Here is a 14623-nt window from a genome sequence, read left to right as displayed (position 1 = left end):
GAATTAACTTGGGCCGTCACGGAAGTGAGGGCCGGCTCAGGCGTTCAGGGTGGCGCGGACGGCGTGGTAGGCGGCCTTGCGCAGGTCGGCGTGCAGGGCGGCGTTGGCCTCCCGGTCGGTGCGGGCCTCCACGATCCGCAGCCCCTCCCCCGCCATCGCCTTGGGCAGGTCGGCGGCCGACTCCAGCAGCCGGTACGGCAGGCCGTGCGCGGCGGCGACCGAGGCCAGGTCCACCTGGTGGGGGGTGCCGAAGACCCGCTCGAACGGGGCGCGCAACGCCGCCTGCGGCAGCAGCGAGAAGATCCCGCCGCCCCGGTTGTTGACCACGATCAGCGCCAGGTCGGGACGGCGGTCGCCGGGCCCGATGATCAGGCCGTTCTGGTCGTGCAGGAACGCCAGGTCGCCCAGCAGCGCGTACGCGCGCCCGCTGTGCACCAGGGCCGCGCCGATCGCGGTGGACACCAGCCCGTCGATCCCGCTGGCGCCGCGGTTGGCGATGATCCGGACGCCGCGGCGGGGACGCATCACCTGGTCCAGGTCGCGGATGGGCATGCTGGCGGCGGCCAGCAGCAGCGACCCGCCGGGCATCCCGGCCACCAGGTCACGGGCCAGCCTCGGCTCGGTCACCTCCGGCGCGGCGTCCAGGACGGCGTCCACGGCGGCGGTGGCGGCCCGGTCGGCCGCCCGCCAGGAGTTGAGCCAGGAGTCGTCGCCGGACACCACGGGGATCTCCACGTCCTGGGCGACCTGGGTCGCCGACCGCACCGGGTCGGGCCAGCGGGCCAGGCCGGGCGACAGCACGATGTGCTCCTCGGCGCGCCTGAGAAGCGACAGCAGCGGCCGCGACAGCCCGGGCTTGCCCAGGGTCACCACCACCTCCGGGCGGTGCCGCTCGACGAACTCAGGGATGCCCAGCAGGAAATGGTGCGAGGACAGGGCGTGGTCGCCGTAGCGGGCGTTGCCGCTGGGCTCGGCCAGCACGGGCCAGCCCGCCATGGACGCCGCCGCCACGTACCGCTTGACGTTGCCGGCGCCGTCGCCGACGACCAGCACGCCGCGCCGGGTCGGCGGGACGTGCAGCACCGACCCGGGCGTGGCCGCGCGGACCTTGGTCCAGGACCCGGTGGCGTCACCGTCCAGCGGCTCGCACCAGTCGTGGTCGCCGTCGGGCACCAGCGGCTCGCGGAAGGCGGCGTTCAGATGCACCGGGCCGGGCTCGGGCGCCTGCGCCAGCCCCCAGGCGCGGCTGACCAGCGACCGCCAGTAGGCCACCATGCCCGGGCGGTTCTCCGGCACGCCGATCTCACAGCTCCAGCGCGCCGCCGTCCCGTACAGCTTGACCTGGTCGACGGTCTGGTTGGCGCCGGTGTCGCGCAGCTCGGGCGGCCGGTCGGCGGTGAGCACGATCAGCGGGACGCCCGACTCGTGCGCCTCGATGACGGCCGGGTGGAAGTTGGCGGCGGCCGTGCCCGAGGTGCACACCAGCGCGACCGGGCGCCCGGACCGCTTGGCCATGCCCAGGGCCAGGAACGAGGCCGACCGCTCGTCGATCCGCACGTGCATGCGGACCCGCCCGGCCTCCTCGGCGGCGTGCAGGGCCAGCGCCAGCGGCGCCGACCGGGACCCCGGGGCCAGCACGGCCTCGGTCATGCCGCAGCGCAGCAGCTCGTCCACCAGCACGGTGGCCAGCGCGGTGGCCGGGTTCATCGGCCCACGGCTCCGATCGGCCACGCCGTGCCGCCGGCGGCGTCCAGGACGGCGGCGGCCTGGTCCATCCGCGCCCGCCACCGCCGCGCCGTCTCCTGCCCGGGGTGGACGCGGCGCAGCGCGTCCTGGTCGGGCTCGGGGCGGCGGACGGGGATCGCGCCGTCCACCGGGCGCAGCGGATCGGCCACCACGTCGTCCTCCAGCAGCGGCAGGGTGCCCAGCCCGCACGCGAACGGCAGCTCGGGCAGCGCGGCGGCCAGCGCCGCCCCGGCGGCCAGCCCGACGGAGGTCTCCACGGCGCTGGAGACCACCACCGGCAGCCCGCACGCCTCGGCGACCCGCAGCGCGGCCCGCACCCCGCCCAGCGGCTGCACCTTGATCACCGCGATGTCGGCGGCCTCGGCGGCGCGCACCCGCAGCGGGTCCTCGGCGCGGCGGATCGACTCGTCGGCGGCGATGGGCACGTCCACCAGCCCGCGCACCCGCGCCAGCTCCTCCAACGTCGCGCAGGGCTGCTCGACGTACTCCAGGTCGAACCGGTCCAGGGTGCGGATCAGGCGGGCGGCGGTGCCGGGGTCCCAGGCGCCGTTGGCGTCCACCCGCACCCGCCCGGACGGGCCGAGGGCGTCGCGGACGGCCTCGACGCGGGCGATGTCGGCGGCCTCGTCCTGGCCCGGCTCGGCCACCTTGACCTTGGCGGTGCGGCAGCCCGACGCCGCCGCCATCGCGTGCGCCTTCTCCGGGCCCACGGCGGGGATGGTCGCGTTCACCGGGATCCGGGTGCGCACCGGCGCGGGCCAGCCGTCCTCGGCGGCCTCCCGGGCGGCGGCCAGCCAGCGGGCGCATTCGGCGGGGCCGTACTCGGCGAACGGGGAGAACTCCCCCCAGCCGGCCGGTCCGTGGAGGAGCACGCCCTCGCGCCGCGTGACGCCACGGAACCGTGTCCGCATCGGGATGGAGTAGACCCGCACCCGCTGACCCCCTGCCTCGCGCCTGGGAACCGTACCCGCTTAGTAATACCAGGGGAAACGCGACCAATCGGGGTCGCGCTTGTCCAGGAAGGAGTCGCGGCCCTCGGTGGCCTCCTCGGTGCCGTAGGCCAGCCGGGTCGCCTCCCCGGCGAACACCTGCTGCCCCACCAGGCCGTCGTCGATGAGGTTGAAGGCGTACTTGAGCATCCGCTGCGCGGTCGGGCTCTTGCCGTTGACCTTCCGCGCCCACTCCAGACCGGCGCGTTCCAGCTCGGCGTGCGGGACGACCGCGTTGACCATGCCCATCCGGTGCGCGTCCTCGGCGCTGTAGGTCTCGCCCAGGAAGAAGATCTCCCGGGCGAACTTCTGCCCGACCTGACGCGCCAGGTACGCCGAGCCGAACCCGCCGTCGAAGCTGGCCACGTCGGCGTCGGTCTGCTTGAACCGCGCGTGCTCGCGGCTGGCCAGGGTCAGGTCGCACACCACGTGCAGGCTGTGCCCGCCGCCGGCGGCCCAGCCCGGCACCAGGCAGATCACGACCTTGCCCATGAAGCGGATGAGCCGCTGCACCTCCAGGATGTGCAGCCGTCCCGCGCGGGCCGGGTCGATGGTCTCCGAGGTCTCCCCTTCGGCGTACTTGTAGCCGTCCTTGCCGCGGATGCGCTGGTCGCCGCCCGAGCAGAAGGCCCATCCGCCGTCGCGCGGCGAGGGCCCGTTGCCGGTCAGCAGCACGCACCCGACGTCGCTGGACATCCGCGCGTGGTCCAGCGCCCGGTACAGCTCGTCCACCGTGTGCGGGCGGAAGGCGTTGCGCACCTCGGGACGGTCGAAGGCGATCCGCACCGTTCCCTGGTCCACGGCCCGGTGGTAGGTGATGTCGGTGAAGTCGAAGCCCTCGACTTCCTTCCACGCGCCGGGGTCGAACAGCTCCGAAACCATGGGGCTGGGGTTCCTCTCCGTTGGGGCGGGGTCCCCATTCAACCGCGCCCCGAATCGAACACGTTCAGTGGGGTGCCCTAGGCTGGCCGGACCATGGACAGTCCGCGCCAAGCCCGCCTGCTCGCCGCGCTGCTCCCGCCCGGGCCGCGCCTGTCGGAGCTGCTGGCCGCCGCGCTGGAGGGCACCGGACCCGCGATCTGCCCGATCGCCCCCGACCTGCCCCGCCCCGCCCTGCGGGCCCTCCTGGACGCCCTGGCGCCCGACGCGATCGAGACCCCCGACGGCGTCCACCCCCGCGCCGGCGCGCCCGGCGCCCCGGTCGCCGGCGGCACCGCCCTGCTGATCGCCACCTCCGGCTCCACCGGCACACCCAAGATCGTCGAACTGGCGGGGGACGCGCTGCGGCACTCGGCGCGCGCGACCCTGGCCAGGGTCGGCGCCGGCCCGGGCGAGCGGTGGCTGTGCTGCCTGCCGCCCAGCCACATCTCCGGCGCCCAGATCCTGGTACGGTCCCTGCTGGCCGGCACCGAACCGGTGATCATGCCGCGCCTGGACCCCGGGGCCGTGGCCGCCTCCGGCGCCGCGCACCTGTCGGTCGTCCCCACCCAGCTGCGCCGCCTGCTGGACGCGGGCGCCGACCTGTCGGCCTTCCGCTCCATCCTGCTCGGCGGCGCGCCCGCCACCCCCGGTCTGCTGCGGGAGGCGCGGCGGCGCGGGGCACGGGTGTTCACCACCTACGGCATGAGCGAGACCTGCGGCGGCTGCGTCTACGACGGCGTCCCGCTGGAGGGGGTGCGCGCCGAGGTCGGCGACGACGGCCGGATCCGCCTGGCCGGGCCGGTGCTGTTCACCGGCTACCGGGGACGCCCCGACCTGACCGCCGCCGCCCTGCGGGACGGCTGGTTCCTCACCCAGGACCTGGGGGCGTTCGACGAGCGGGGCCGGCTGCGGGTGCGGGGCCGCGCCGACGACGTCATCAACACCGGCGGGGAGAAGGTCGTGGCGGGCGAGGTCGCCGCAGCGCTGGCCCGCCACCCGGGGGTGCGGGACGCGGTCGTGGTGGGACGGCCCGATCCCGAGTGGGGCGAGCGGGTCACCGCCGTCGTGGTCCCCGACGACCCCTCGCACGCGCCCGACCTGCCCGCGCTGCGCGCGTGGGTGCGCGAGACGCTGCCCGCCTACGCCGCCCCCCGCGAACTGGACGTGGTCGAGGCGATCCCCCTGCTGCCCTCGGGCAAGCCCGACCGCGAGCGCCTGCGCCGCCCGTGACCCGCGCGGCCGGCGCCCGCCCCGGGTTTCCCCGGGCGGCCGGGTGGGAGATGTGACAGTGCGGGCCGTCACCGGGAGCGCGCATGGCCGACCAGGAGCACGAGAGCAGGCTGACCGTCCTGCTGGCGTTCGGCGCCAACCTCGGCATCGCCGCCGCCAAGGTCATCGCGGCGCTGATCACCGGGTCGGCGTCGCTGGCCGCCGAGGCCGCGCACTCGATCGCCGACACCTTCAACGAGGTGCTGCTGTTCGTCGGGCTGCGGCGCAGCGGCCGGCCCGCCGACCGCCGCCACCCCCTCGGCTACGGCCTGGAACGCTACATCTGGACGCTGCTGGTCGCCGTGGCGATCTTCGGGATGGGCGCGCTGTTCGCCTTCTACCAGGGCGTGGAGACCCTGCTGGGCCGCCGCGGCGGCGAGGTCGACCCGCTCGTCGGCTACCTGGTGCTCGGGGTGTCGGCGGTGCTGGAGGGCACCTCGTGGCGGCGGGCGTTCCGGCAGGTCCGCGCCGACGCCCGCGCCGAGGGGCTGCCGCTGGCCGCCTTCATCCGCCGCACCGACGAGCCCACCTCCATCAGCGTGCTGCTGGAGGACACCGCCGCCCTCACCGGGCTGGCCGTGGCCTTCGCCGGGCTGAGCCTGCGCCATCTCACCGGGTCGGCGGTGTGGGACGGGATCGGCTCGCTGCTCATCGGCGTCCTGCTCACCGCGGTCGCGCTGATGCTGGGACGCATCAACCTGCACCTGCTGGTGGGGCGGCAGGCCGACCCGCGCCTGGTCGCGGACGTGCGGCGCCGCCTGGCCGCCGCCCCCGACGTGGAGTGGGTCGCCGACATCCTCACCCTCACCGTGGGCGCCGACCGGGTGCTGGTGTGCGCCCGCCTGGACTTCCGCGACGGCCTGACCTCCGCGGCGGTCGAGCACGCCACCGTCCGCATGGCGCGGGAGCTGCGCGCGGCGCACGAGGAGATCGACGAGGTGTTCCTGGAGGCGGTGCCCCGCGACGACCCCGAGCTGCGCGCCCGCGTGATCGGCCGGTACGGGGACCGCTTCCAAAGCCCGCCCGGTGGGACGGACCGGCCCGGCCCGGGCGGGCCGTGACCCCGCCTGTGGTATGCGTCACCGCACAGGGCCGGCGCACCTCCCGAAGCACGAGGTCACATACGAGGTCAGCACACGATATGGGACCCTTGTTACCGGCGTCTGGGAACAACCACGCGCCATGGCGGCGTTCGGAATAAGTGCGCGCGAAACCATCGCACACAATCTTTGCGCCGCACCACACCACCGAAGGGAGGGGGGTGTCCCCATGCCGCGAACCGCCATGCCGAAGAGCGCTGAGACCCCGCTCGCGGAGGGCGGTGCGAGCCCTGCGCTCGCCGCCCTGCTGGAGCGTGGCCGCGCCCAAGGGCGCCTCTCGCTCGCCGAGGTGCGCCAGGCGTTCCAGGCCGCCGGGATCAGCCCGTCGCAGGGCCGTTCCATCCTGCGTGAGCTCTCCGAGGCCGGTATCGGGCTGGCCGGCGAGGCCCCCTCCCCCGCCGGGACGGCCGCGGCCGATGACGGCTCCTTCGAGGTCACCGAGGTCCCCCTCCCCACCGGAAACGCTGCCGAAGCCGACCCCGAGGCGGACACTGAGGCCGACCCTGAGGCCGTATCCGAGGCGGACTCCGAGGCGGAGGCCGTGATCGCGGCCCAGGCCGCCCAGGCCGCTCCCGAGGCCGAGGACGAGGTGGAGCCCGCCGACCTGGACGACCAGTCCACCGCCATGGGCGACTCGGTCCACACCTACCTCAAGGCCATCGGGCGCCGCCAACTGCTGACCGCCGAGCAGGAGGTCGACCTGGCCAAGCGCATCGAGGCCGGCCTGTACGCCGAGTACAAGCTGGAGAACCAGGCCGGGCTGTCCGCGCAGGACCGGGCCGACCTGGAATGGATCGCCGCCGACGGGCGCCGCGCCAAGGCGCACATGCTGGAGGCCAACCTGCGCCTGGTGGTGTCGGTCGCCAAGAAGTACTCCGACCGGGGCCTGTCGCTGCTGGACGTCGTCCAGGAGGGCAATCTGGGCCTGATCCGGGCCGTGGAGAAGTTCGACTACTCCAAGGGCTACAAGTTCTCCACCTACGCGATGTGGTGGATCCGGCAGGCGATCCAGCGGGGGTTCGCCGACTCGGCCCGCACCATCCGCCTGCCCGTCCACGTGCTGGAGATGCTGAGCAAGCTGTCGCGCGTGGAACGGGACATGCACCAGCGGCTGGGCCGCGAGCCCACCCCCGAGGAGATCGCCCTCGAGCTGGACAAGAGCCCCGAGCAGGTCCGCGAGCTGCTGCGCACCAGCCGGCAGCCGATCAGCCTGGACTCCACCATCGGCGAGGACGGCGAGACCCGCATCGGCGACCTGATCGAGGACACCGACAGCCCGGAGGCGTCCGAGCTGGTGGACCGGCAGCTCATGGCCGACCAGCTACGCCGCACCCTGGACATCCTGCCCCCGCGCGAGGCCAAGATCATGTCCATGCGGTTCGGGCTGTACGACGGCACGCCCCGCACGCTCGACGAGATCGGCAAGGCGCTCGGGCTGACCAGGGAGCGGATCCGGCAACTGGAGAAGGAGTCGCTGTCCAAGCTGCGCCACCCCAGCAACGCCCGCCCCCTGCTCGACTTCGCCGTGTGAACCGTTCCGCCGTGTGAACCGTTCCCGGCTGCCGCCTAGTCGGCGCGTCGGAACTCCAGGACGGCCACGCCCATCAGCGCCACCCCCAACACCAGCACCAGCAGGATCTCCAGGCCGACGGGCACCTGCCAGCCGTTCCAGGTGACCCCCGGGTTGAAGGTGCGTTCCAGGTCCGGGGAGACCCGCAGATGGGCGAACACCGCCTGGCGCAGCGGATCGACCGCGTAGGTCAGCGGGTTGAGCCGGGTCAGCACGCTCAGCCACGCCGGCAGCCCGCCCAGCGGGTACAGCGCCCCGGACAGGAACATCATCGGCATCAGCGCCATCTGGATGATGCCGAAGAACGCCTGCATGCTGGGCACCCGCGCGGCCAGCATCACCCCGAAGCCGGTGAGCGCCAGCGCCCCCACGAACATCAGCCCCAGCAGTTGGAGCAGCAGCAACGGGTCGTAGGGGACGCCCGCCAGCCCCGCCAGCGCCAGGATCACCGAGCCCTGGGCGGTGGCCACCAGCGCGCCGCCCAGGCACTTGCCCACCACGATCGCGCTGCGGCTGACCGGGGCGACCAGCATCTCGCGCAGGAACCCGAACTCCCGGTCCCACACGATCGACCCGGCCGAGAACATCGCGGTGAACATCACCGACATCGCGCACACGCCCGGGAAGATGAACGTGCGCAGGTTCACCGCGCCCGCGGAGCCCGCGCCACCGTTCATCAGATTCGACAGGCCCGTGCCCAGCACCAGCAGCCACAGCACCGGCTGCACCAGGTTGGACACCATCCGGATCCGGTCCTGGGAGAAACGGATCAGCTCCCGGTGCAGCACGATCCGCACCGCGCGCAGGTCGTGCCGGAGGCTGCGTGGCGGCACCACCACCCGCGTCACCACCGGCACCGCACCGGCCCCGCCCTCCACCATGGCCGCCTTCTCCGCGCTCTCCGCGCTCGGGCCGCTCATCGCCGCCCCCGCACGGCCAGGCGCATCCAGTCCTTGGACGACCCGCTCTCGGCGTCCCTGATGGTGCTGCCGGTGAAACCCATGAACACATCGTCCAGGGACGGCCGCGACACGCTCACCGACCGGATCGGCACCCCCAGCCCCTCGAACAACCGCGGAACGAACGCCTCACCCGAGGCGACCGCGAAGGTCACCACGCCCTCGGCCATCCGCGCCCGCACCCCGAACCGCTCGGCCAGCGCGGCGATCGCCGCGGCGTCGTCGGCGGTGCGCAACTGCACCCGGTCCTCACCGATCCCCGCCTTGAGCGCCTCCGGGGTGTCCAGCGCCACGATCGTCCCCGAATCCATGATCGCGATACGGTCGCAGTACTCGGCCTCCTCCATGTAATGGGTGGTCATGAAGATCGTGATCCGCTCGGCCCGTTTCAGCTCCCGGATGTAGTCCCAGATCGAGGCCCGTGTCTGCGGGTCCAGCCCCACCGTCGGCTCGTCCAGGAACAGCACCCGCGGCGAGTGCAGCAGCCCGCGGGCGATCTCCAGGCGGCGCCGCATCCCGCCCGAGTACTGCCGCACCCGGTCACGCCGCCGCTCCCACAACCCCACCATCTCCAGCACCTGCCGGATCCGGTCACCGATCACCGCGCGCGGCACCCCGTACAGCTCGGCGTGGAACCGCAGATTCTGCTCCCCGGTCAGATAGCCGTCCACCGTCGGATCCTGGAACACCAGCCCGATGTTGCGGCGCACATCGTCACGCCCGCTCACCACGTCATGACCCGCCACCCGCGCCCGGCCCGCCGTCGGCCGCAGCAGCGTGCACAACATGTTGATCGTCGTGGACTTCCCCGCCCCGTTGGGCCCCAGGAAACCGAAGATCTCCCCCGGCTCCACGGCGAACTCGATCCCCCGCACGGCCTCGACCTCACCGAACCGCTTCACCAGCCCGTCGACCGCGACCGCCGGCTCCCCACCGCTCATGGCGCCTCCCGAGACTCCTGCCTCCACGGTAGGCGCCCCCGCGACACACCCGCCCCGATCAGACCCCCGGTCAGACCCCTGGGCACGCCCCGATCAGGCCACGGGAACGACGTCCGCGCAGGCCAGCCGCGCCTCATCGAAACGCCGCAACACCAGGCGGGCCAAGGCGCCATGCGCACCGACCGGGCCGCTGACATGATCCGCGCCCGCCCCGCCCATCCGGCCATGGAAGAACCCCGGCGCCAGCAGATACGAGGCCACCAGCACCCGCCCCGCCCCGCTCGCCCGCTGCTCGGCCACCACACCCGCCAACGGCGGCCCCCCGGCCGCCACGAACCCGAACGGCACCGGACGCCGCAACCGCCGCGACAACAACCGCGCCGCCGCCCGCACATCCGCCACACCCGCCGGATCCGACGACCCCGCCGCGCCCAGCACCACCGCGTCCGACCGCAACAGCCGCGGCCCGCCCGGCAGACCCGCCAACAGCCGATCCGCGACCGCACCCGCCAGCATCGCCGACGGACCCAGCGGCCCCGCCACCACCGCGTCCGGACGCAGCCGCTCCACCCGCCCCGGAATGTCCACCAGCGCGTGATACCCCCGCCCCAGCAGCAACGGCACCACCACCACCGGCCCCCCGACCCCCGACACCGCCTCCTCCAACGACGGCTCGGCCAGCTCGGCGTAGGACTCGGCGACCGGCAGCCACGGCCGCAGCTCCCGCACCCGCGCCAGCAACGCCCCGACCACCCCAGGACCCCGCCCGTCACGGGTGCCGTGCGCCACCGCCAGCAGCGTCGGCACGCCCTCACGCACCGCTGTCGGCCCGCAGCGTGTCGGCCAGCCGCGGATCACACGCCAGCCGGTACCCGCGCTTGACCACCGTCTCCACGATCCCCGACCGGCCCAGGCCACGGCGCAGCCGCGCCACCGCCATCTCCACCGCGTGCTCATCGGCCTGCGGACGCCCGTCCCGCGACCACGGCGACCCGCCCACGATCAACCGGCTCGGCAGCACCCCGCACAACTCCGCACGCGACACCACATGCCCCGGCCGCCGCGCCAACGCCCGCAAGATCGCCATCGGCGCCGGAGCGATCGGCCGCAACTGCCCGTCCAGCACCACCGCGTGCCCCCGCAACTCCAGCGACACCCCCCGCACCTGCAAACGCCGCGACCGCCGCCGCGGCAGATCCGTCACCAGCGCCCGCACCAGCGCGCCGATCCGCGCCCGCTCCGGCTGAACGGTCGGCACCCCCCGCTCCACCAGCGGCTGCGCCGTCACCGGACCCACGCACGCCGCCACCACATGCGTGCGCAACGCCTCCACCAGCGGCTCCTCCAGCCCGTCCTCGGCCGCCACCGCCAGCGTCGCCGCCACCGCCGGAGACGAGGTGAACGCGATCGCGTCCACCGTCCCCGCCACCGCCTGACCCACCAGCCGCCGCAACGGCGTCGAATCATCGGTCCGCGACCACCGGTACACCGGGATCTCGATCACCTCGGCACCCGCCGCCCGCAGCGCCCCGGTGAACTCCGGAAGATGCTCACCGTACAACTGCACCGCCACCCGCGCCCCCGACAGATCCTTCTCCAGCAGGTACTTCAGCACCTCGGCGCAACTCTCCGACTCCGGCGACCACACCTCCTGCAGCCCCGCCTGCCGGATCGCCCCACGCGCCTTCGGCCCCCGCGCCAGGATCCCCACCCGCGACAACCGCTCGATCAGACCGTCCCGCAGCCCCCACCCATCGGCGGTCTCCAGCCACGCCCGGAACCCGATCCCCGTCGTCACCACCACATGGTCCAGCGGCCGCCCGATGCACTCATGCGTGGCCTGCAACAACTCAGCGTCATCCGACAACGGCACCAGCCGGATCGCCGGAGCATGCACCACCCGCGCCCCACGCCGCTCCAGCAACGTGGCCAGCTCCTCATGCCGCCTGGCCGCCGTCACCCCGACGGCGAATCCGGCAAGGGGCTCACTGTCGGTCGTCATCGGGCCGGGCCACCTCCCGGGCCTCCCGCAGGGCCACCTCCACCCGCCCCGTGGACGGCACACGCCGCACCGCGAACGTCGGCAACGCCACCCGCGGATCGTCCAGGCACACCCCCGTACGCAGATCGAAAACCTGCTTGAACATGGGAGACGCCACCGTCGGCGCCCCACCCCGCGTGCCCAGGATCCCCCGCGACATCACCTGCGCCCCGCTGAACGGATCCAGGTTCGACAACGCGAACAACCCGCCGTCGAAGACACGGAACACCGCCACCTGAACCCCCTCCACCATCGCGCACACCCCCCGCTCGGGGATCAGATCGTCATAGGCGCAGATGTCGTGCCACCGCACACCGGAACCGGCGGCGGGAAACCGGACGAGATCGTGCGTCGTGGTCATCGAGCGGCCACCTCCAGCCTCGGACCCGCCACCAGCACCGGCTTGATCTGCTCACGCTCGGGCGCGAACACGATGCTGGGATCGGGCGTGTCGGGAGCATTCACGAACGAGACGAAACGGCTCAGCTTCTCGGGGTCGTTCAGGGTGTCGCGCCACTCATCGGAATAGGAGCCCACATGCCGCTCCATCGCCGCGTCCAGCTCGGCGCAGATCCCCAGCCGGTCCTCCACGATCACCTCGCGCAGGTACCCCAGCCCCCCGTCCAGGCCCTCCAGCCAGCTCGCGGTGCGCTGCAGCCGGTCGGCCGTGCGGATATAGAACATCAGGAACCGGTCGATACAACGGACCAGGCTCTCCTCATCCAGATCGGTCGCGAACAGGTCCGCGTGCCTGGGCCGCATCCCCCCGTTGCCGCCCACATACAGGCTCCAGCCCTTCTCGGTCGCGATGACCCCGAAGTCCTTGCCCCGCGCCTCCGCGCACTCACGCGCACACCCCGACACCGCCGCCTTCAGCTTGTGCGGAGCCCGCAACCCCCGATACCGCAGCTCCAGCTTGATCGCCATGCCGACCGAGTCCTGCACCCCGTACCGGCACCACGTCGACCCCACGCACGACTTCACCGTCCGCAACGCCTTGCCGTACGCGTGCCCCGACTCGAACCCCGCGTCCACCAGCCGCTTCCAGATCCGCGGAAGCTGCTCGACCCGGGCCCCGAACAGGTCGAGCCGCTGCGCCCCCGTGATCTTCAAATAGAGCCCGAACTCCTTGGCCACCTCACCGATCACGATCAGCCGGTCCGGAGTGATCTCCCCGCCCGGCACCCGCGGCACCACCGAATACGTGCCGTTCTTCTGCAGGTTCGCCAGAAAATGATCGTTGGTGTCCTGCAACGCCGCCTGCTCGCCCTCCAGGATGTGCCCGTTGCCCAGGCTCGCCAGGATCGACGCCACCGCCGGCTTGCAGATGTCACACCCCCGGCCCCGCCCGTACGCCTCGATCAGCCCCGTGAACGTGCCGATCCCCGTCACCCGGACGATGTCGAACAACTCCGCCCGGCTGTGGTCGAAGTGCTCGCACAGCGCCTTGCTCACCTCGACGCCCGCCGCCGCCAGCTCCGCGTCCAGCAGCTTCTTGGCCAGCGGCACGCAACTGCCGCACGTGGCGCCCGCCCGCGTGCATGCCTTGACCCCCGCCACATCCGTCAGGCCCTCATCACGGATCGCGCACCGGATCGTCTCCGCCGTCACGTTGTTGCAACTACAGATCACCGTCGCCCCAGGCAGGTCACCGCCCGCCGCCTCGGTCCCCCCGAACAACGCCTGCTCCGGCGACCCCGGCAGCTCCGCCCCCACACAGGCCCGCAACGTCGGGTACGCCTCGGCGTCCCCCACCAGCACCCCGCCCAGCAACGTCCGCGCGTCGTCGCTGACCACCAGCTTCTTGTAGATCCCCGCCACCGGATCGGTATAGGTCACATCCAGCGCGCCCTCACCGGCCCCCGCGAACGGATCACCGAAGCTGGCCACGTCCACGCCCATCAGCTTCAGCTTCGTCGAGGAGTCCGCCCCCTCGAACCGCGCCGGGCTCCGCGTACCCGCCGCCAGCGCCAGCAACTGGTCCGCCACCACCTCCGCCATGCTGAAACACGGCGCCACCAGCCCGTACACCTGGCCGTCCACCAGCGCGCACTCACCGATCGCGAAGATCGCCGGATCCTCGGTGCGGCACGACGCGTCCACCACCACGCCGCCCCGCTCCCCCACCGGCAGGCCGCACTCTCGGGCCAGCCCGTCACGCGGGCGGATCCCCGCCGAGAACACCACCACACCGGCGTCGATCACCGCGCCGTCCGACAGCTCCACCGCCGCCACGGCGCCGTCCCCGCCGGCCACCAGCCGCGCCATCGGCGTCCCGGCGTGCACGCTCATGCCCAGGCCCTCGATGTGGCGGCGCAGCATCGCCCCGCCGCCCTCGTCGAGCTGGCGCGGCATCAGCCAGGGAGCGACCTCCACCACGTGGGTGTCGACGCCCAGCCCTTGGAGGGCTCGCGCCGCTTCGAGGCCGAGCAGTCCGCCGCCGACGACGACGCCACCGGCCTCCGGCCTTGACGTTGTAAGGTTCGCGCAGTGGGAACGCAGCGCGTCCAGGTCCTCGATGGTGCGGTAGACGAACACCCCGGGCAGGTCGCGGCCGGGCACCGGCGGGACGAACGGCGCGGACCCGGTCGCCAGCACCAGCGCGTCGAAGGCGGCCTCGCGGCCGGAGGCGGTGCGCGCGACCCGCGCGGCCCGGTCGATCGCCACCACGGGGTCACCGGTCAGCACGTCGACAACGTCGTCGTGCGGCGCGCAGGCCAGGTCGGCGCCCTCGGTCAGGTACGACGTCAGCGCCACGCGGTCGTAGGCGGGTCTGGGGTCCTCTCCGATCACCGTGATGTGCCAGGAGCCGGCCGTGTCGCGCTCACGCAGCGCCTCGACCAGCCGGTGACCGGCGGGCCCGTGGCCGACGACGACCAGCTCCCTGGATGCGTCCCCTCCGTCGCTCATGGGGCCGATCCTCAGCAGGGGCCGTTTCGCGGTTGCGTCTCCTTTGTCACCGGCGTGTTAAAAGGGCCTCACTTCGTCATCGAATCGTGGTCATCCCGCAATCAACGCGGCGATGCCTTCGGCGGTTGTTTCCCGAATGGAAAAACCGCCGCGATCGCCACGGATCACGGCGGTTCC

General features: G+C 73.3%; 12 protein-coding genes. 3 read left to right on the top strand and 9 right to left on the bottom strand.

Going from position 1 to position 14623, the window contains the following annotated elements; translation table 11 throughout:
• Positions 1–36: 36 nt before the first annotated feature.
• From menD to QSK21_RS03635, 3 genes are read right to left on the bottom strand one after another with little or no spacing between them, the layout of a single operon-like run.
• On the bottom strand, positions 37–1707 hold the full coding sequence (menD, locus tag QSK21_RS03645) for a 2-succinyl-5-enolpyruvyl-6-hydroxy-3-cyclohexene-1-carboxylic-acid synthase (RefSeq protein WP_285693723.1): 1671 nt from the start codon (positions 1705–1707) through the stop codon (positions 37–39).
• Positions 1704–2678, bottom strand: coding sequence for an o-succinylbenzoate synthase (locus tag QSK21_RS03640; RefSeq protein ID WP_285693722.1), 975 nt, complete (start codon positions 2676–2678; stop codon positions 1704–1706). The genes menD and QSK21_RS03640 overlap by 4 nt, the downstream gene beginning before the upstream one ends.
• A 39-nt stretch (positions 2679–2717) precedes the next feature.
• Positions 2718–3617, bottom strand: a complete 900-nt coding sequence (locus QSK21_RS03635) for a 1,4-dihydroxy-2-naphthoyl-CoA synthase (RefSeq protein WP_285693721.1) — start codon at positions 3615–3617, stop codon at positions 2718–2720.
• 93 nt (positions 3618–3710) lie between these two features.
• Between QSK21_RS03635 and QSK21_RS03630 the strand changes: the two genes are divergently transcribed.
• From QSK21_RS03630 to QSK21_RS03620, 3 genes are all read left to right on the top strand, one after another.
• Positions 3711–4886 carry a class I adenylate-forming enzyme family protein gene (locus QSK21_RS03630; RefSeq protein ID WP_285693719.1) on the top strand — a complete coding sequence of 392 codons (1176 nt, stop codon included), beginning with the start codon at positions 3711–3713 and terminating at the stop codon, positions 4884–4886.
• 83 nt (positions 4887–4969) lie between these two features.
• Positions 4970–5986: a cation diffusion facilitator family transporter gene (locus tag QSK21_RS03625; protein WP_285693718.1), complete on the top strand. Its 1017-nt coding sequence runs from the start codon at positions 4970–4972 to the stop codon at positions 5984–5986.
• A 208-nt stretch (positions 5987–6194) separates the two neighbouring features.
• The gene (locus tag QSK21_RS03620) at positions 6195–7556 is read left to right on the top strand and encodes an RNA polymerase sigma factor (protein ID WP_285693716.1); all 1362 of its coding nucleotides are present in this window, start codon (positions 6195–6197) and stop codon (positions 7554–7556) included.
• Between the two features lie 35 nt (positions 7557–7591).
• Here the strand turns inward: QSK21_RS03620 and QSK21_RS03615 are convergent, their stop codons facing one another.
• The 6 genes from QSK21_RS03615 to nirB form a co-directional block, all read right to left on the bottom strand.
• Positions 7592–8515, bottom strand: a complete 924-nt coding sequence (locus tag QSK21_RS03615) for an ABC transporter permease (RefSeq protein WP_285693714.1) — start codon at positions 8513–8515, stop codon at positions 7592–7594.
• Entirely contained in the window at positions 8512–9495 is a 984-nt protein-coding gene (locus tag QSK21_RS03610; RefSeq protein WP_285693713.1) for an ATP-binding cassette domain-containing protein, read from the bottom strand. Before QSK21_RS03610 ends, QSK21_RS03615 begins: the two co-directional genes overlap by 4 nt.
• A 93-nt stretch (positions 9496–9588) precedes the next feature.
• Entirely contained in the window at positions 9589–10302 is a 714-nt protein-coding gene (locus QSK21_RS03605; protein WP_285693711.1) for a sirohydrochlorin chelatase, read from the bottom strand.
• Between the two features lie 4 nt (positions 10303–10306).
• On the bottom strand, positions 10307–11497 hold the full coding sequence (locus tag QSK21_RS03600; protein ID WP_285693710.1) for a uroporphyrinogen-III synthase: 1191 nt from the start codon (positions 11495–11497) through the stop codon (positions 10307–10309).
• On the bottom strand, positions 11481–11897 hold the full coding sequence (nirD, locus tag QSK21_RS03595) for a nitrite reductase small subunit NirD (RefSeq protein ID WP_285693709.1): 417 nt from the start codon (positions 11895–11897) through the stop codon (positions 11481–11483). Before nirD ends, QSK21_RS03600 begins: the two co-directional genes overlap by 17 nt.
• Positions 11894–14446 (bottom strand): nitrite reductase large subunit NirB, encoded by a 2553-nt coding sequence (gene nirB / locus QSK21_RS03590; RefSeq protein WP_285693708.1) that lies wholly within the window; start codon positions 14444–14446, stop codon positions 11894–11896. The genes nirD and nirB overlap by 4 nt, the downstream gene beginning before the upstream one ends.
• Positions 14447–14623 lie beyond the last annotated feature (177 nt).

It is taken from the genome of Actinomadura sp. NBRC 104412, assembly GCF_030269515.1.
Classification (GTDB): Bacteria; Actinomycetota; Actinomycetes; order Streptosporangiales; family Streptosporangiaceae; genus Spirillospora.
Note: the sequence above shows the minus strand (reverse complement) of the source record. Positions and strands in the feature narration are given on the sequence as shown.